The sequence below is a fragment of the Flavobacterium lindanitolerans genome (assembly GCF_002846575.1).
GTDB lineage: Bacteria > Bacteroidota > Bacteroidia > Flavobacteriales > Flavobacteriaceae > Flavobacterium > Flavobacterium lindanitolerans.
Window position 1 is genome coordinate 739,786 of record NZ_PJND01000007.1, and the last position, 17,776, is coordinate 757,561.

The 17,776-nt window shown below is 43.0% G+C and carries 12 protein-coding genes; 6 read left to right on the top strand and 6 right to left on the bottom strand.

Features of this window, described 5'->3' with window-relative positions:
- Nucleotides 1-6: 6 nt before the first annotated feature.
- The 3 genes from B0G92_RS03305 to B0G92_RS16835 form a co-directional block, all read right to left on the bottom strand.
- A complete protein-coding gene (locus B0G92_RS03305; protein ID WP_101471094.1) occupies nucleotides 7-3,537 on the bottom strand; it encodes an RHS repeat protein in 3,531 nt (1,176 codons plus the stop codon).
- Nucleotides 3,538-3,555: 18 nt separating this feature from the next.
- On the bottom strand, nucleotides 3,556-5,187 hold the full coding sequence (locus B0G92_RS03310) for a T9SS type A sorting domain-containing protein (RefSeq protein ID WP_101471095.1): 1,632 nt from the start codon (nucleotides 5,185-5,187) through the stop codon (nucleotides 3,556-3,558).
- A 160-nt stretch (nucleotides 5,188-5,347) separates the two neighbouring features.
- Entirely contained in the window at nucleotides 5,348-5,473 is a 126-nt protein-coding gene (locus B0G92_RS16835; protein ID WP_259462845.1) for a hypothetical protein, read from the bottom strand.
- 34 nt (nucleotides 5,474-5,507) lie between these two features.
- Between B0G92_RS16835 and ileS the strand changes: the two genes are divergently transcribed.
- From ileS to B0G92_RS03325, 3 genes are all read left to right on the top strand, one after another.
- Nucleotides 5,508-8,909, top strand: coding sequence for an isoleucine--tRNA ligase (gene ileS, locus B0G92_RS03315; RefSeq protein ID WP_101471096.1), 3,402 nt, complete (start codon nucleotides 5,508-5,510; stop codon nucleotides 8,907-8,909).
- A 6-nt stretch (nucleotides 8,910-8,915) separates the two neighbouring features.
- Nucleotides 8,916-9,296, top strand: coding sequence for a TraR/DksA family transcriptional regulator (locus tag B0G92_RS03320; RefSeq protein WP_056067507.1), 381 nt, complete (start codon nucleotides 8,916-8,918; stop codon nucleotides 9,294-9,296).
- Between the two features lie 142 nt (nucleotides 9,297-9,438).
- A complete protein-coding gene (locus B0G92_RS03325) occupies nucleotides 9,439-10,059 on the top strand; it encodes a lipoprotein signal peptidase (RefSeq protein WP_101471097.1) in 621 nt (206 codons plus the stop codon).
- Here B0G92_RS03325 and B0G92_RS03330 read toward each other — a convergent pair.
- From B0G92_RS03330 to B0G92_RS03340, 3 genes are read right to left on the bottom strand one after another with little or no spacing between them, the layout of a single operon-like run.
- Nucleotides 10,056-10,247 carry a hypothetical protein gene (locus B0G92_RS03330; protein ID WP_056067512.1) on the bottom strand — a complete coding sequence of 64 codons (192 nt, stop codon included), beginning with the start codon at nucleotides 10,245-10,247 and terminating at the stop codon, nucleotides 10,056-10,058. The two genes, B0G92_RS03325 and B0G92_RS03330, sit on opposite strands and share 4 nt — an antisense overlap.
- 24 nt (nucleotides 10,248-10,271) lie before the next feature.
- Entirely contained in the window at nucleotides 10,272-10,835 is a 564-nt protein-coding gene (locus B0G92_RS03335) for a 5-formyltetrahydrofolate cyclo-ligase (RefSeq protein WP_101471098.1), read from the bottom strand.
- 12 nt (nucleotides 10,836-10,847) lie between these two features.
- Nucleotides 10,848-11,828, bottom strand: coding sequence for a succinylglutamate desuccinylase/aspartoacylase family protein (locus B0G92_RS03340; RefSeq protein ID WP_245867678.1), 981 nt, complete (start codon nucleotides 11,826-11,828; stop codon nucleotides 10,848-10,850).
- Nucleotides 11,829-11,950: 122 nt separating this feature from the next.
- On the opposite strand from B0G92_RS03340, the gene uvrC reads away from it, so the two are divergent.
- The 3 genes from uvrC (at nucleotide 11,951) to B0G92_RS03355 (ending at nucleotide 17,693) form a co-directional block, all read left to right on the top strand.
- Entirely contained in the window at nucleotides 11,951-13,744 is a 1,794-nt protein-coding gene (gene uvrC, locus B0G92_RS03345; RefSeq protein WP_056067516.1) for an excinuclease ABC subunit UvrC, read from the top strand.
- Nucleotides 13,745-13,752: 8 nt separating this feature from the next.
- The gene (locus tag B0G92_RS03350) at nucleotides 13,753-15,957 is read left to right on the top strand and encodes a patatin-like phospholipase family protein (protein ID WP_101471099.1); all 2,205 of its coding nucleotides are present in this window, start codon (nucleotides 13,753-13,755) and stop codon (nucleotides 15,955-15,957) included.
- Between the two features lie 98 nt (nucleotides 15,958-16,055).
- Nucleotides 16,056-17,693, top strand: coding sequence for an amino acid permease (locus B0G92_RS03355; RefSeq protein WP_101471100.1), 1,638 nt, complete (start codon nucleotides 16,056-16,058; stop codon nucleotides 17,691-17,693).
- Nucleotides 17,694-17,776: the final 83 nt, after the last annotated feature.

The window sequence follows — 17,776 nt, forward strand, 5'->3', positions numbered from 1 at the left end:
GTCTGTTTAGTTTTGTGTCCTGTATTGGTATCTGTTGTGGGATATCAGGTTGCCCTGGGTGTCCCTTACTTCCTCCAGCCTGCCAAACGTGTCGTACCTGTAGGATATCTTGGAGCCTTTCGGATCAATTTCGGTATCATTACCTACAAGGGGTCTATAGGTGTAGGCAGAAAGCATTGCCCCGGCAAGGGCCGTATGGGTACGCAATTCCTCCAGCTTTTGGGGCAGTTGGGCATGGGTTGCTAACTGTATTTGTGTGACAAGTGCCGCAGGGAGTGCAGAAAAGGCCATATTTTCTATCTTGGCAACTGGCAAGCTGTTCCTGTAACCCCAGATGATGCTTACTGGTGCGCCTGCATCTGGAGTGTACTGGGTTATGTTGGCCCTACTATCATAGCTGTCAAAGCTAACTTTTCTTTCAAAAGCATTGTCACCTTTTTTGGCAAAGACATACCGCGGGAGGAGCGTGTTGCCGCCTACGGCGGGCGGGTTTGGATTTGAAGGGTCGGCAGGGAGAGAGAACATCCCATAGTGCGTCTCTTGCGCAGAAACCGGCAGCCCGTTTCTGTAGTTTACCGTCCTCAGCTGCACGCCAATCATGTGCCTTGCAATGAGTTCGGCCTTATAAGGAGTTTCAGCGGGGGTCATTTGGGAGTCGTCAGGATAAAGGTATAGGGTTTCCAGCGCCTGTCCTGACGAGGAAAGGGAAGTCTGTGTATGCAGCCTCTTGTAACCGTTTTTGTAGGCAAAGTTTTCCCTGGTTTCCACTATGCCCGATGGGAAATATTCCTTTTTTATGCGCTCTGTGACCTGGCTCTTGTAGCGGTAGTCTTCAATAAACATAAAGCCCAGGGTGAGCTGACTTGTGCATATCGACTTGTCCTCATCATGGAAGGCCTGTGCCAGGGCAGAAGGCGCGCCGGTGCAGGAAATGGCATATTGGAAGGCCGATATCGTGTTGTTTTTCAGGCGCTGGTAGCTGGTATATAGGGTCCTGACCTGCTGGCAGAACCCTGACATGTTATTATCGTTGGTAAGGAAGTGCAGGTTCTTTTTTACCGGTATCTTGATACTGCCATCATCATAGTTGTACCTGAAGTCTTCTGTTGCTACAAGACCAACGCCTCCAGAGCCGAAGTATTCGATTTTCCTTACATTGGACTGTTTGTACTCGTCACCGCGGATTGGCATCGGAGGATAATAGGTGTTGACATCCGACGGAAAATCTATAGGCGAGTCGAAGACATATCTTATTTTTGACTTGAATATTGGTGCGCCCGGTGCAAACACGTTGGGATAGGCATATTCGAATACGTTCTTGTAGCCTATGAAACTGCCTTTCTGGAGCTGGGCGTCGAGTTCGCTCTGCTGTTCGCGTACCAGGTATTCTATAGGATTATCCAACTGTCCCGGGATGTTGTATATAGGGGCTATGTTTACCACATATTCGCGTACCAGATTTTCAGACCCGTCCAGCGAACCGCTTGAAAAGGCAAGGGTAAAACTCCCTCCTCCCGGATAAGGATAGAACGGAAGGTCTGTAGGTGTGATGCCCGGATTCTCGAAGTTGTAGGCAAAGCCCTTCGCCATCTGGTTTATGTTCCTGTCCTTGTCCCGGATGTCCTTTATCCTTAGCCCTCCTCCGTAAAGGAACCAGTTAAGGTGGCGTGTCGGCTTTTTTATCATGATGTCGATACTGCCGCTGATTTTTTCGGTATTGGAAACGGTCTGGTTTAGGGATCCGAAATACACCTTGTAGGCACCCTGTTTGAGGTGAATGAACCTATGGATGGTCTCATTTGTTCCGATTGGATAGCCCGCATCGGGACGGGTCGTGTCCACGGTCTGGTCCGTAACCGATACTATCGGGACGATATGGATGGAATTGGCCATGTCGAATGCCTCTGTTCCTGAATAGGATGTGGAGGAATAGACAAAGGCATCCTGCTCGAAATTGACCTGGATGATGGTGTAGGGGCGTGTTGTTGCCGAATTGATAAAGGAATCATTGATGTTTGCAGGATCTGTCGTATAATTATCGGGATTGTTGAAGATTTCAACAAAGGTGAGCAGCCTGTCGCCCCTGTAGCTGTAGGTGTTGGGCTCCCAATCGAATTCACGTACGCCTTTGGTCGGGTACGATATTTTTGAGAGTACGCCAGTCCTTGCCGCATCATAGGAAGGCTCGAAGCTGGCATAGCCAAAACTGTCCCTGTTGTCTGTGCCAAATCCGGGATAGATTTCCCTTTTGTAGTAGTCGAAGGCATACCTGTCCGTATCGGAACCGTTGATTTTCACTTTGTCCAGAAACAGTGCGTTGGCAGAGGCACCGATACCGTCACCTGCATAGCCAAAGTCGAAGGTGCGGACGGCTGCCGCATCCTGTGCGTTGTACACTTCTATCTTTGTAAGATAGGTTCCCTTCCCGTCAATGTATTCGGGATGGGAGGCGGACAGGTGGAAGCGTATGCTGCTTCCGTCCGGGAAACTGATACGGCTTATTTTTTTGGTCTGGATGTCCCGGAATGGCTGGCTGGTTATTTTTCTGGGTTTCAGGGCGCATTTCATCGTTGGGGTACAGGATGGGAAGTTTGCTGAAAAGACATACTGTAGGTCGCGTCCAATATATTCGGTACTTGATATGGGAGCTTTTGGCTTTTCCAGCCTGTCCACATAGGAAATATCCAGCAACCTGATACCGTTGGCGTCCTCAACCCTGGAGAGGTGCCAGGCGCTTATGAACTTTCCTATATTAAGTGGGTCGCTTGGTGCGACAGGGTTGTCGCAGCCTTCCTGTGTATAAACAAATGTGACGTCTTTTTTCTCCGTCCTTTCAATCTGGTCAAAATAGTACCTGTTACCCGTATCATCGGTAATGATAAAAGAGGTTATCTCTTTAGGATACATATTAGGCAGGGGATTATTAGTGTATACCGGTTCTATCTTGTAGTCGCCGTCGTTTCCTATGATGGAAGGTTGCAGTGTGTTTCCGGATTTTATGAATACAAACCTTCCGGTCCTGCCAAAGAAGCTGAACTGGTAGATGTCTGTCTTGCTGTCCAGATCCACCTGCGTGCCCCATTGTGCATCGTAGGCAAACTGCCTTCTTGTTTCACTCACATCAGGCGCTTCAAAAAAATCATAGAGTCCGCTTACGATTGCCCCCTTATGGTTGTCCGTTTCGATTTCGTCCGGCAGGTCTACCACACTTCTTGATATGACCCCTCCCGTTTCCAGGCTCCAGCCTTTTCCTACCCATCCGGAAGTTTCGTTGACACGTATTCCGGAGCTGTTATAGGAAAGCGTAAGGCCCACGTCAAGATTTCCCGCCTTGGTGGTGAAAAGAGGTACGGCAATCTGCGGCTGTCCCGTATAATGGTCCAGGCTGGATTCTTCGACCTTCATTAGTTGTGCCACGGTTGGCGAAGGGCGTGTGATGGATGGCAGTAGATTATTGGTGCCTCCGATATTGCCCTGTCCGAATCCCAAAAAGGGAAGCGCCAGTGCGGCTATAATTGATATGTATATGGTTTTCATGATGTCTGTAATGTCTTGTTATTGTCTGTTGATTGCCTTTACGACCTTCACGGCGTCTTCCTGCACGTTGGTCCGTATCTCTATGATGTAGATTCCTTCCGGAACTCCGCCGAGGTCTACGGGCACGGTTCGGTCGTTAATGTCGAAGTGCTGGAGCTGCCTTCCGGAAAGGTCGTAGACGGTGGCCGTCCCTTTCTGGAACTCGTAGCCTACCAGTACGTTGGTGTAGTGCAGGGTAGGGTTGGGGTAGGCCTCGATAGGGTTTTTCTTTTCCTCCTTCTTCTTTTTGTCCCTGAGTTTCACGACCCAGAAGTCGTTGCGCCCCTGTCCGGAGTAGCGGTCGCGCGAAGGCGAGCCCATGGAGGTCCCTGCCAGGATGTAGCCCCCGTCGCGGGTTTCTATGGCCTTGCGCAGTATGTCCTCGCCTCCGCTTCCTACGGTCTGCGTCCACTGTTCCTCACCATTGGCGTCGGTCTTGATGGCGATATAGTCGTTGATTCCCTCGCGGTCCTTTTTCTTTGTGGCATAGGCCTCGCTCTGGGCATGGCCTCCCAGCAGCAGCGAGCCGTCACGGCTTTCCTCAAGGGAGGTGAGCAGGTCCGCCTTGCCGATGTCGTAGGTCTTCTGCCATAGAGTTTCGCCTGATGTGTCTATCTTCAGCAGCCAGAAGTCGGTTCCCTTGCCGTTGGAGGCGTTCTTGTTTCCGGTGGTTGCGGAAGCGGAGCTTCCCGCCAGCAGGAAATTCCCGTCCCTGGCCTGCAGTACCGCCTGCAACTGGTCGTCGCCCTCGCCCCCGTAGGCTTTCTGCCACTCGACCCCGCCTTTCGCGTCGAGCTTTATGATCCAGTAGTCTGACATGCCGTAGCACTTCTCGGACTTGTTTCCGGATTCCGGCGAGTTGGAGGAGCCTCCCAGCAGATACCCGCCGTCGCGTGTCTGCACGGCGCTCCGGAGCTGGTCGGCATACTGCCCCCCGAAAACCCTCTGCCATTCAATCTTCCCTTCGGGATCGAGCTTTACGGCCCAGTAGTCCAGGCTGCCGAACCCCGCTTCGGATTTCCCGAACGGGTCGGGCTGTCCTGCGGCAAGCTTCTCGCTTTTGGCAGAGCTTGAGGAGCCTGCCAGCAGGTATCCGCCGTCTGAGGTGGGCACGACGCTCTGCAGCAGTTCCTGTCCGGAGCCGCCTATGGTGCGCTGCCACTGTTCGCCTCCCTTGGCGTTGAGTTTTATTATCCAGAAGTCTTCCTTCCCGAAGCCGTCCTCCTTCTTCTGTTCCCCTTTTGGAGAGTCTGAGGTGCCGGCGAGGATGAAACCGCCGTCACGGGTGAGCCTTACGGACTGCAGCAGGTCGGCACCTGAGCCGCCGAAGGATTTCTGCCAGTCGAGTTCCCCCTTCTCGTCCATCTTCCATACCCAGTAGTCGAGGTCTCCCGCGGCGGCCTCTGTCTTGTTTCCGGTCTTTTTGGAGAGGGAGCTTCCCGCGAGTATGAACCCGTAGTCGGGCGTGGGCTGTGCGTCGAAGAGGTATTCGGAGTGCTTTCCCCCGTAGGATTTCTCCCAGAGGATGTCCTGGGCGTTGAGGGTTCCCGCAGAAAGCAGGAAGCACAGTCCGGCAGCCAGGCTGGCCGGGAAGGGTCTGTTGGGTTTCATGTGCCTGTATTTGTTTAAGTTAAGTCCTGTTAATTTGTCTTAAAACGCAAAGAAATAAATTTTTATTATAGAAATGTAACATTTTACGAATAAAAATATAATTTCTGGCAAATCTAGGTCCATGCGGAAAACTCATATTACAGAAAATCTGTAAAAATTGTTAAAGTTTATGATGGGAGCCTATTTTGATTTCTAAATCATGATAACATGAAAAGTAGTCCTGATAGTCAGCGGAATCTTCTGAAAAACGAACATCTGATACGGTATAACTAATTAAAAAATTCATTACTTTCGCAAATTGATTTTACAAAGCGATAAAAATGAGTACAAAATTTACTGAATACAAAGGACTTGACCTGCCAACAGTGGCATCTGAAGTACTTGATTTCTGGAAAAAACGAGAAATATTTGAAAAGAGCGTAACCACACGTGAAGGGAATAGCCCGTATGTGTTTTTTGAAGGACCGCCTTCAGCAAACGGATTGCCGGGTATTCACCACGTAATGGCGCGTGCTATTAAGGATATTTTCTGTCGCTATAAAACTCAAAAAGGTTTTCAGGTAAAAAGAAAAGCAGGCTGGGATACGCACGGACTGCCGGTAGAATTGGGAACCGAAAAAGAATTGGGAATTACCAAAGAAGATATAGGAAAGACAATTTCTATTGAAGAATACAACGAAGCCTGTAAAAAAACGGTGATGCGTTATACCGATGTATGGAATGACCTGACCGAAAAAATGGGTTATTGGGTGGACATGCAGGATCCGTATGTGACCTATAAGTCAAAATACATGGAAACTGTTTGGTGGTTATTGAAACAGATTTATGATAAAGGTTTGCTTTATAAGGGTTATACCATCCAGCCATACTCTCCAAAAGCCGGAACCGGATTGAGCTCTCACGAAGTCAACCAGCCGGGAGCTTACCGTGATGTGACTGATACTACCATAGTAGCACAGTTCAAAGCTCTTCCGGAAACATTACCGTCCTTTTTACAAGGTTTTGGCGATATCCACTTTCTGGCATGGACGACTACGCCCTGGACATTGCCATCGAACACGGCACTTACTGTAGGGCCAAAAATTGACTATGTTCTTGTAAAGACATTTAACCAATATACATTTGAACCGGTAAACGTTATTTTGGCAAAGAACCTGGTTGGAAAACAATTTGGTAAAGGTTATTTTGAAAGTACGGAAGAAGCTGATTTTGATAAAGTAAAAAGTGGAGACAAGCAATTGCCGTATAAAATAGTAGCCGAGGCTTTGGGAGCTGACCTGGTAGGTATCCGTTATGAGCAGCTATTGCCGTTTGCATTACCATACCAGAACCCTGAAAATGCATTTAGAGTAATTTCAGGTGATTTTGTTACTACAGAAGATGGTACCGGAATCGTTCATACGGCTCCTACATTTGGTGCAGACGATGCCAAAGCGGCGAAAGAAGCAACGCCGGAAGTTCCACCAATGTTGGTTTTGGATGAAAATGGTACGCCGGTTCCGTTGGTAGACCTGCAAGGAAAATTCACTTCGCATATGGGTGAGTTTGCCGGCAAATATGTAAAGAATGAATATTATAATACAGGTGAGGCTCCGGAGAAATCGGTAGATGTTGAAATTGCGATCCGTTTAAAAGAAGAAAACAAAGCCTTTAAGGTTGAAAAATACGTACACAGCTATCCGCATAGCTGGAGAACAGACGAACCATTGTTGTATTATCCGTTAGATTCCTGGTTTATCAAGGTTACGGATATAAAAGACAGGATGTTCGACCTGAACGAAACGATCAACTGGAAACCGAAATCTACCGGAGAAGGTCGTTTTGGAAACTGGTTGAAAAATGCCAACGACTGGAACCTTTCACGTTCGAGATACTGGGGAATTCCGTTGCCAATATGGAGAACCGAAGACAAAAGAGAAGAAGTAATCATTGGCTCTGTTGAAGAACTGTATAACGCTATTGAAAAATCAATCGAAGCAGGCTTCCAGAAAGAAAATCCATTTAAGGGATTTGAAATCGGAAACATGTCGGAAGCGAATTATGATTTGGTAGACCTGCATAAAAATGTGGTGGATGAAATTATTTTGGTTTCGCCTTCCGGAAAACCGATGAAACGTGAAACCGACCTGATTGATGTATGGTTTGATTCGGGAGCGATGCCTTATGCACAGTGGCATTATCCTTTTGAGAATAAAGACAAAATTGACGGAAACAAAGACTTTCCGGCTGATTTTATTGCAGAAGGAGTAGACCAGACCCGTGGATGGTTCTATACGCTTCATGCGATAGCTGCTTTGGTTTTTGATAAGGTAGCTTATAAGAATGTGGTTTCAAACGGTTTGGTATTGGATAAAAACGGACAAAAAATGTCTAAGCGTTTGGGCAATGCCGTAGATCCGTTTACGACATTGGCAGAATATGGTCCCGATGCTACGCGTTGGTACATGATTTCAAATGCCAATCCTTGGGATAACTTAAAATTTGATATTGAAGGAGTTGCCGAAGTACGTCGTAAATTCTTTGGAACCTTATATAATACGTATTCGTTCTTCGCCTTATATGCAAACATTGACGGTTTCTCTTATTCGGAAGCCGAAGTGCCATTACAGGAAAGGCCGGAAATTGACCGTTGGATATTGTCTGAATTGAATACTCTGGTTAAAAATGTAGACAGTTATTATGCGGATTATGAGCCTACCAAAGCAGCAAGAGCTGTTTCGGACTTTGTTCAGGAAAATCTGAGCAACTGGTACGTTCGTTTGTGCAGAAGAAGATTCTGGAAAGGTGAATACGCACAAGACAAGATTGCGGCCTATCAGACACTGTATACCTGTCTTTTAACGGTTGCCAAACTAAGCGCTCCTATCGCGCCGTTCTTTATGGACAGGCTTTACAGAGATTTAACACAGGCAACACATAAGGAAACATTCGATAGCGTACATTTGGCCGATTTTCCGGAGTATGCTGATAACTTTGTTGATAAATCGTTAGAAAGCAGAATGGAGAAAGCACAAACGATTTCATCATTGGTGTTGTCACTACGTAAAAAGGAGATGATAAAAGTGCGTCAACCCCTGCAAAAGGTAATGATTCCGGTGCTTGACGCCAAACAGAAAGCAGAGATTGAAGCCGTGTCTGACCTGATAAAAGCAGAGGTAAATGTAAAAGAAATTGAGTTGCTTGATGATGCTTCCGGTGTATTAGTGAAGCAGATTAAGCCTAATTTTAAAGCATTAGGACCACGTTTTGGTAAAGATATGGGTCTGATTTCCAAAGAAATACAAAATTTCTCTCAGGAACAGATCAATGAATTGGATAAAAACGGATCGCTGGATATTGTTATATCAGGGAAAAGTATTAATTTAACCTCTGAAGACGTAGAGATTTCCTCTCAGGATATCGAGGGATGGCTGGTAGCCAATGCAAACGGAATTACTGTAGCTTTGGATATTACCATTTCGGATGAATTGAGAAAAGAAGGAGTTGCAAGGGAATTAGTCAATCGTATTCAAAATATCAGGAAAGACTCTGGATTTGAGGTAACGGACAAGATTAAGGTACAGGTCCAGAAAGACGGAATTATCGAAGAAGCGTTACAGGCAAATCAGGATTATATCAAAGCTGAAACGCTGACAGAAGAGCTGATAATTCTGGATAAAGTAGAAAACGGTATAGAAATTGAGTTTGACGATATAAAAACAAGTATATTAATTTCAAAATAATATAATATGGTAGATGAAGTTGCAAGATACTCAGACGCTGATCTAGCAGAGTTCAAAGAAATTATTTTAAAAAAAATACAAAAAGCACAAGCAGACTTAGATTTGATCAAAAGCGCCTATATGAATGACCTTAACAATGGAACAGACGATACGTCTCCTACATTTAAGGCATTCGAAGAAGGAAGCGAAACGATGTCGAAAGAAGCGAACTCTCAATTGGCAATCCGTCAGGAAAAGTTTATCCGTGATTTAAAAAATGCACTTTTCAGAGTAGAAAACAAAACCTACGGTGTTTGCAAAGTGACAGGAAAACTGATCAGCAAAGAAAGGCTTAAAATCGTTCCTCATGCTACAATGAGTATCGAAGCCAAAAACCTGCAGCGATAGTTGCTTTTAAAATAACAGATAACAAAAACGCTCCCATATAAGGAGCGTTTTTTTAATATTTAAAAGCAGAGCCAAAACGAACTCATCATGTCAAGTGATTTTATAAATAATATTCCTATTTTTGCGCAATAAAATAAAGAAAATGTCATTAAAAAAAGCATATTTATTAGTTATCCTAATTCTTATCGTAGATCAGATATCTAAGATTTATATCAAAACAAATTTTGCTCTTGAAGAAAAGATTAATGTTGTAGGAAATTGGTTTCAGATTTGTTTTGTAGAAAATGAAGGAATGGCTTGGGGAACAAAAATACCCGGAGATTATGGAAAACTGTTCTTGACGCTTTTTAGGCTTGTAGCCGTGACAGGAATTGGCTGGTGGCTTTGGGATTCAGTCAGAAAAAACAGTTCCCGATACCTGATTGTAGCTGTTTCACTTATTCTGGCAGGAGCTTTCGGAAATATTATCGATTCTGTTTTTTATGGTGTAATTTTTAACGATAGCCATGGGCAGGTTGCGACACTTTTCTCCGATCAGCCATATGGTACCTGGTTTCACGGAAAAGTAGTCGATATGTTCTATTTTCCAATCTGGGAAGGCAATCTTCCTACATGGCTTCCAATCTGGGGAGGCAAACATTTTACCTTTTTTAATGCTATTTTTAATATAGCAGACATGGCCATATCTACCGGAGTAGGTATATTGATTGTTTTTAATAAAAAAGCATTTTCAGGCTCTAACAAACGTTCAGAACTGGCTTAGTTCTGTCCCGGGGCATATTTTTTAGCACTTTTTTCGCCAGTCACTTTTTTTGCCTGTCCAGGAGGTAACGGTTTTGACTTACTGGATCTGCTCGATGTTCCGGTGCTGATACTTGCACTACATCCTGAAATTGAAAAGGCAAAACAAAGCAAAAGCAATCCGATAGATAGTTTTAAAGTAGTTTTCATCTTTTTTGTTTTAAAGTTACGATTTTAGAATTTATAAATGGTATCAGGTGTTACGCAAAAATCAAGCCTAACATCATTTTCAAAGACACCGGTAATTTCTTCTTCCGCTTCAAAAAATGATAATCCGATTTTCAGCACGTCTTTTTTGCATCCGGATAAGAAAAGATCGTAAAATCCTTTTCCGTAACCCACACGATGTCCTTTTTTATCAAAAGCAAGTAGCGGCACAAAAACTACATCTATTTTATCAGCAGGTACTTCGATTCCATCCACTGGCTCCGGAATATTGTATTCGTTTTTTTGGAATCGGGTATTGTCAGTCAATAAAAAATGGGTCATTTTTCGGGTCTCGAAATCTGATTTTGAAACCACAATTTCTTTGTCCCTTCCGGCCAGTACCTGTAATAGGAATTCGGTGTCTACTTCCTTGTGTTCGCTAATAGGCAGAAAGGTATGATAGTATAATTTATCCCAGATATCCATCCGGACAACCTGATTGGCAATGGCCAGACTTCGTTCCTCTATATCTTCATGTGAAAGTTCAGCGCGTAAAGCCTTGTATTTTGATCGTAATTCTTTCTTGTGCATTTGTTTTGTTTTTCAGCCCTGATTTTCCAATGCCGTTGTAATATGAAAAATGGCATCGCCCTGATATACAATAGGAGCATCATTAACATTGATAATATATCCTGAGTTTGGTGCTTTTACTTTATATTCTACTTTTCCGTAAGGATCAGAAATGGTAGCCAGTATCTGACTTTTTTCTACATAAGATCCTATGGTTGTCAGACCATGAAACAAACCCGATGCTTTGGCGCGTACCCAGGCTGACTTTTCAATATAAATAATTTTTTGCTCAGCATTAGTTGCCTTTCGTTTGGGATTCAGCATTCCGAAATAATCGAGAAAACGTTTGGTTCCTTCAACACCCTGCTGTGTGATTGATTCATTGATGTCAAGTGATTTCCCGCCTTCAAACAACAGCATTTTTACACCCAGTCGGTCACAGGAATTTCGGAAGGAGCCGGAAATATTTTTGGAGTACAGGGCAAAAGGCGCATGGAATACATCGGCTAATGCCTTTAGTTCATGGTTGTTGGGGACAATGCGTATTTGCGGCGCATTAAAACGGCTGGCACCTCCCGCATGAAAATCGATACAATAATCAACATTCGGAATGATTTCCTTTAGGAGATAGTAAGCAAAACGACTGGCCAGCGAGCCATTTTTACTGCCGGGAAAAACCCGGTTCATATCTCGCCCATCCGGAAATTCCCGACTTCGGTTCAAAAAGCCAAAAACATTGATGACTGGAATACAGATAATTGTGCCTGTTTTTGGTCTGTTGATTTTCTGAACGATAAGCTGCCGGACAATTTCGATTCCGTTAATTTCGTCGCCATGGAGTCCTGCCGAAAATAAAACAGTCGGACCTTCGATTTCGGAGCGTTCTATAATTACGGGAATTTTCAGCTTCGTCATCGTATGGAGTTTTGCAATTTCCATATTCAGGGTCCGGCTCTCGCCAGGAAGTATGGTTTCGCCCAAAATAGTAAGGCTTTTATAAGTAGGTTGCGCCATGTTGTGTTTAAAAATATAAATGTATAAAAATTGGGATTCAGAACGCTAAATATTTCCCAAAACCACATAAAAATTGAAATGGGGCGCTTGCAATTCGAGATTTTTGAAACTAACTTTGTAAGATGCGAACTCCTCTTGAACTTCAGATTCAGACTTTGCCCGACGGACCGGGCGTGTACCAGTATTATGACAAGGATGATAAGATTCTGTATGTAGGAAAAGCAAAAAATCTTCGCAAACGTGTCTCATCCTATTTTAATAAGCTGCACGACAACGGAAAAACCAATGTGTTGGTTCGTAAAATTGTTTCTATCAGGCATATAGTGGTGCCTACAGAAACAGATGCGCTGCTGCTGGAAAACAACCTGATAAAAAAACTCCAGCCACGATATAATGTCTTGCTCAAAGATGATAAAACCTATCCGTGGATTTGTATCAAGAAAGAGCCGTTTTCAAGGATATTCACCACAAGAAATATGATAAAGGACGGTTCGGAGTATTTCGGTCCGTATACAAGCTTTAAAACAGTCCATACGCTTTTGGATTTGATTAAGGAGCTCTATCCGTTACGGACCTGCAATTATGACCTTTCGCGTGAAAATATCAATTCAGGCAAATACAAAGTCTGTCTCGAATATCATATAGGAAATTGCAAAGGACCTTGCGAAGGATATCAGTCTTTGGAAGAATATCAAGGCAATGTTGAGGCTGTCCGTGAAATATTAAAAGGAAATTTTAAAGAAAGCCTGAAAGATTTCAAGACGCTGATGAAAAATCTCGCAGCAGAAATGAAATTTGAGGAGGCGCAAAAAATAAAAGACAAGATTGAAACTCTGGAGAACTACCAGTCAAGGTCTACAATTGTCAATCCGAGGATTTCGAATGTGGATGTCTTTTCTATCGTTTCAGACGAAAGCATGGCCTATATCAATTTTTTGCAGATTTCCCATGGCGCCATTATTCGCTCCCATACAATGGAACTGAAAAAAAAGCTGGACGAATCAGACGAAGAACTGTTGGAATTGGCTATAGTGGAATTGAGAGAACGTTTCAGACTGCTGTCAAAAGAAGTGATTGTGCCTTTTGAAGTTGATTTGGGAGAAAATATAAAAGTGACGGTTCCGCAATTGGGTGATAAAAAGCAGGTTCTGGAACTTTCCATCCGAAATGCGAAATTCTATCGTATGGACCAGTTGAAACAATTACAGATTGTCGACCCGGATCGCCATACCAACAGAATCATGGCGCAGATGAAAAAGGACCTCCGTCTTTCTGTCGAACCAAGACATATCGAATGTTTTGATAACTCCAATATTCAGGGAACCAATCCTGTTGCTGCCTGTGTGGTTTTCAAGGATGGGAAGCCAAGCAAAAAGGATTACCGCCATTTTAATATCAAAACCGTTGAAGGGCCCAATGACTTTGCTTCTATGGAAGAAGTCGTATACAGAAGATACAAACGGCTGTTGGATGAGAATCAGCCATTGCCACAACTCATCATTATTGACGGAGGAAAAGGCCAGCTGTCTTCCGCATTAAAAAGTCTGGAAGAATTAGATTTAAGAGGCAAAATAGCCATTATTGGTATAGCCAAACGTCTGGAAGAATTATTCTATCCGGGTGATTCAGTTCCGTTGTATCTGGACAAGAAATCCGAAACCCTGAAAGTAATACAGCAATTGCGAAATGAGGCACACCGTTTCGGAATCACCCACCATCGCGATAAAAGAAGCAAAGGTGCCTTAAAAACATCAATAGAAACTATACCCGGAATAGGTGAAAAAACTATGATTACACTTATAAAACACTTCAAATCTGTTAAAAGATTGTCTCAGGCAACAGAAAAAGAAATTTCTGACGTTGTAGGTGTTTCAAAAGCCAAAAAAATTACCGACTTTTACAATTCCACCAAGTAACTTATCCTATGAAAAAAATAGCTCTTATACTTCTGCTGATGTTTTCTGTCTCGGTTGTATTTTCACAAGAGCAGAAAAAACCAAAAGTAGGATTGGTTTTAAGTGGAGGAGGAGCAAAAGGACTGGCCCACATAGGTGTCTTAAAGGTGTTGGAAGAATCGGGAGTGGAGATTTCTTATATTGGTGGAACCAGCATGGGAGCGATTATTGGCGGGCTCTATGCTTCGGGATACAGCGCCACCCAAATTGACTCCATTTTCAAGACGACAGATTACGATGCCCTGATTCAGGATTATATTCCAAGGTCGACTAAAAACTTCTACGAAAAAAGGAATGATGAGCTGTATGCGCTCACATTACCATTCAAAAAAATGAAGATTGGTATTCCGAGAGCCTTGTCAAAAGGACTGTATAACTTCAATATGCTCAACAAGCTGACGCACAATGTGAGGCATATACGGGATTTTAACCAATTGCCCATTCCTTTTTTGTGTATTGCCACAGATATTGAAACCGGACAGCAAGTACTGCTGAACAAAGGTTCACTGCCACAGGCAATGATAGCTAGTGCGGCACTGCCATCCTTATATATGCCTGTTGAAATTGACGGTAAATTGCTGGTTGATGGAGGTGTAACCAATAATTATCCGATTCTGGAAGTAAAAAATCTTGGGGCAGATGTCATTATTGGTGTTGATGTTCAGGACGATTTGAAAGACAGGGATGCCTTGACAGATGCTACAAAAATACTGGTCCAGATATCGAACATGCAGATGATTCAGAAAATGGACCGCAAAAGGAAAGCGACGGATATTTACATAAAACCCGATATTACGGCCTATTCTGTTATTTCTTTCTCTCAAGGCAATGAGATTATTAAAACAGGAGAAGATGCAGCGCGAAAAGTAATCGACCAGATTCAAAAAGTAGGAAATGCCGAAAAACCTGTAAAAAGAATGGTTCCGTTGCAAAGGGACAGCCTGTTTGTAAGTGAAATTAAAACGAATCAGCTTGAAAATTATAACCGCACCTATGTAATCGGGAAACTTGGGTTTAAGGCAGGAACTAAAATTAGCTACGAGGACCTCGATAAGGGAATCAATACATTGAGCGCTACCCAAAACTTTAGCGGTATTGGCTATTCGTTTTCCAAATCGGCATCTGGAAATGATGTATTGAGCATGACTTTGGTAGAAAATCCTATAAAGACTTATCTGAAGTTCGGGCTTCATTATGATGGCTTGTACAAAAGTGCCGTTTTGTTGAACGTTACCCAAAAAAAGCTTCTTTTTAAGAACGATATTGTTTCTCTAGATATAGGGTTGGGTGATAATTTCAGATATTATCTGGACTATTATATTGATAATGGGTTTTACTGGAGTTTTGGTCTTAAATCCCGATACAATACCTTTAACCGTAACATACTTACCGATTTTAATAATGGGGAACTCCTGAATCTTTTTGGCTTGAGTTCTATCAATATCGATTACTCTGATTTTACCAATCAGGCCTATTTCCAGACTATTTTTGCACAGAAGTTTCTTATTGGTGCCGGGGCTGAATTTAAACATCTGAAGATCAAGACAAAAACATTTGAAGCAACAGACCCTATTTTGGAAAACAGTGATTATGTAAGCATTATTGCCTATCTGAAATACGATTCTTTTGACAAGAAATATTTTCCGAAAAACGGATTCCTTTTTTGTGGTGATTTCCAGTCTTTTGTGTATTCGTCGGATTATACGAAAGAATACCAGAATTTCAGCATACTGAAAGGAGAAATGGCTTTCTCCAAAACTTTCTTTAACCGATTTACGTTAAACCTGCAGTCAGAAGCCGGCTTTACAGTAGGCGAACAAACCGTTCCGTTTTTTGATTTCGTATTGGGAGGCTATGGCTACAATATGATTAATAATTTCAGGCATTTCTATGGATATGATTTCGTAAGCCTTTCCGGAAATAGCTATATCAAAGGGGCTGTTGGTGTTGATTACGAGATATTCCGAAAAAACCACCTAAACTTCACGGCAAACTATGCCAACATAGGCAATAAGATTTTTGATACAAGCAATTGGATTGACAGGCCGAATTTTTCAGGATATGCTTTTGGATATGGTCTGGAAACAATTATTGGGCCTGTAGAAATCAAGCACTCCTGGTCGCCGGAAACCAAAGACCATCAGACATGGTTTAGCATAGGATTCTGGTTTTAAAGAATCGGTTCCAAAAAATTATATCTCTTGTTTATGTGTTAATTATTCCATAAAAAAAACTATATTTGGAACCAATAAACACTAAACTAATCAAATTTATGTCTATTTGGAAAAGAAAATCATTACCACAATTACTGGCAGAAGCATCGGAAGATGAAAAAGGCTTAAAGAAAACATTAACCGCACCAGGATTAGTAGCCTTAGGAATAGGAGCGATAATAGGAGCCGGATTATTTTCGATAACAGGTCTTGCCGCATCGATGAATGCAGGTCCTGCAATTACGATTTCTTTTTTAGTAGCCGCATTTGGCTGTGTTTTTGCCGGTTTATGCTATGCGGAATTTTCTTCAATGATTCCGGTAGCCGGAAGTGCCTATACCTATTCCTTCGCGACAATGGGAGAATTTGTTGCCTGGATTATTGGTTGGGATTTGGTGCTGGAATATGCGGTTGGTGCCGCTACGGTTTCGATTAGCTGGTCCAGATATCTCGGAAAATTTCTAAGCAGTTACGGCATCCATCTGGATGAATCCTATATGCTTTCGCCGTTTGAAGGCGGAATAATCAATCTTCCTGCCGTATTGATTGTTATGGTGATGTCGCTGGTATTGATTAGAGGAACCAAAGAATCGGCTTTCGTAAACGGAATCATCGTGCTTTTAAAAGTCAGCGTTGTATTGATTTTTATTGCTGTTGGATGGCAATATATCAGACCTGAAAACTATACACCTTATATTCCTGAAAATACAGGAACCTTTGGCGAATTTGGTTTTTCCGGAATTATCAGGGCAGCAGCTATTGTATTCTTTGCTTATATTGGTTTTGATGCTGTTTCTACGGCAGCCCAGGAGGCTAAAAACCCAAAAAGAGACATGCCTATAGGAATATTATTGTCTTTGGCAATCTGTACAGTTTTATATGTTCTTTTTGCCCACGTTATGACAGGGGTGGTAAATTATCAGGCATTTGCCGGAAAAGACGGTATCGCACCTGTGGCAATTGCAGTAGAAGCGATGGGTTCTGCCGGAGCAGACGGAATGATTACGCCAGCCTATCCATGGCTTAACAATGCGATTCTTTTGGCGATTTTAGGAGGTTATGCTTCTGTAATTTTAGTGATGCTTATGGGGCAGAGCCGTGTATTCTTCTCGATGAGTAAAGACGGTCTGATGCCAAAAGTGTTTTCTGAAGTACATTCAAAATTCAGAACTCCTGCAAAAAACAACTTCCTTTTCATGGTAATCGTGAGCCTTTTCGCGGCCTTTGTGCCTGCCAGGGTTGTAGGGGAAATGACAAGTATCGGAACATTATTCGCTTTCATATTAGTTTGTATTGGCGTATTGATAATGCGTAAAAAAATGCCGGATGCACCAAGAGCGTTCAGAACACCTTTGGTTCCTTTTGTGCCTATTGCCGGTGTACTGGTTTGCTTGTTTATGATGGTATTTTTACCATTGGATACCTGGATTCGATTAATCGTTTGGATGATGATTGGCTTTGACCTTTACCTGTTTTACGGAATGAAACATAGTATCCTGAATAAAGGGAACTTCAGCTTAGACAGCTTTAAAGTAGTAGCCGGTTCCGGATTAGGAATGGTTGTAGCCTTAGTGATAGTGGCAATCATCCACCATAGAGACCCGAACATAGATGATACTTTCTTGTATTATTTCTCATTGATTTTCGCGGCAATTCATGCCCTGATTTATGCTTACAGCTATAAAAAAAGCAGATAGTTTTTTTCTAAAATAAATAAAGGCATTACTGAAAAATTTTACAATCAGTAATGCCTTTTTCCTTTTTATAAATATTTCACAAG

Excerpts from the sequence above, each read along its gene's own strand:
- ileS (WP_101471096.1), top strand. The coding sequence starts at position 5,508 with ATGAGTACAAAATTTACTGAATACAAAGGACTTGACCTGCCAACAGTG.
- B0G92_RS03335 (WP_101471098.1), bottom strand. The coding sequence starts at position 10,835 with ATGCACAAGAAAGAATTACGATCAAAATACAAGGCTTTACGCGCTGAA.
- B0G92_RS03355 (WP_101471100.1), top strand. The coding sequence starts at position 16,056 with ATGTCTATTTGGAAAAGAAAATCATTACCACAATTACTGGCAGAAGCA.
- B0G92_RS03310 (WP_101471095.1), bottom strand. The coding sequence starts at position 5,187 with ATGAAACCCAACAGACCCTTCCCGGCCAGCCTGGCTGCCGGACTGTGC.
- B0G92_RS03305 (WP_101471094.1), bottom strand. The coding sequence starts at position 3,537 with ATGAAAACCATATACATATCAATTATAGCCGCACTGGCGCTTCCCTTT.
- B0G92_RS03320 (WP_056067507.1), top strand. The coding sequence starts at position 8,916 with ATGGTAGATGAAGTTGCAAGATACTCAGACGCTGATCTAGCAGAGTTC.
- B0G92_RS03350 (WP_101471099.1), top strand. The coding sequence starts at position 13,753 with ATGAAAAAAATAGCTCTTATACTTCTGCTGATGTTTTCTGTCTCGGTT.
- uvrC (WP_056067516.1), top strand. The coding sequence starts at position 11,951 with ATGCGAACTCCTCTTGAACTTCAGATTCAGACTTTGCCCGACGGACCG.
- B0G92_RS03325 (WP_101471097.1), top strand. The coding sequence starts at position 9,439 with ATGTCATTAAAAAAAGCATATTTATTAGTTATCCTAATTCTTATCGTA.
- B0G92_RS03340 (WP_245867678.1), bottom strand. The coding sequence starts at position 11,828 with ATGGCGCAACCTACTTATAAAAGCCTTACTATTTTGGGCGAAACCATA.
- B0G92_RS16835 (WP_259462845.1), bottom strand. The coding sequence starts at position 5,473 with ATGAATTTTTTAATTAGTTATACCGTATCAGATGTTCGTTTTTCAGAA.
- B0G92_RS03330 (WP_056067512.1), bottom strand. The coding sequence starts at position 10,247 with ATGAAAACTACTTTAAAACTATCTATCGGATTGCTTTTGCTTTGTTTT.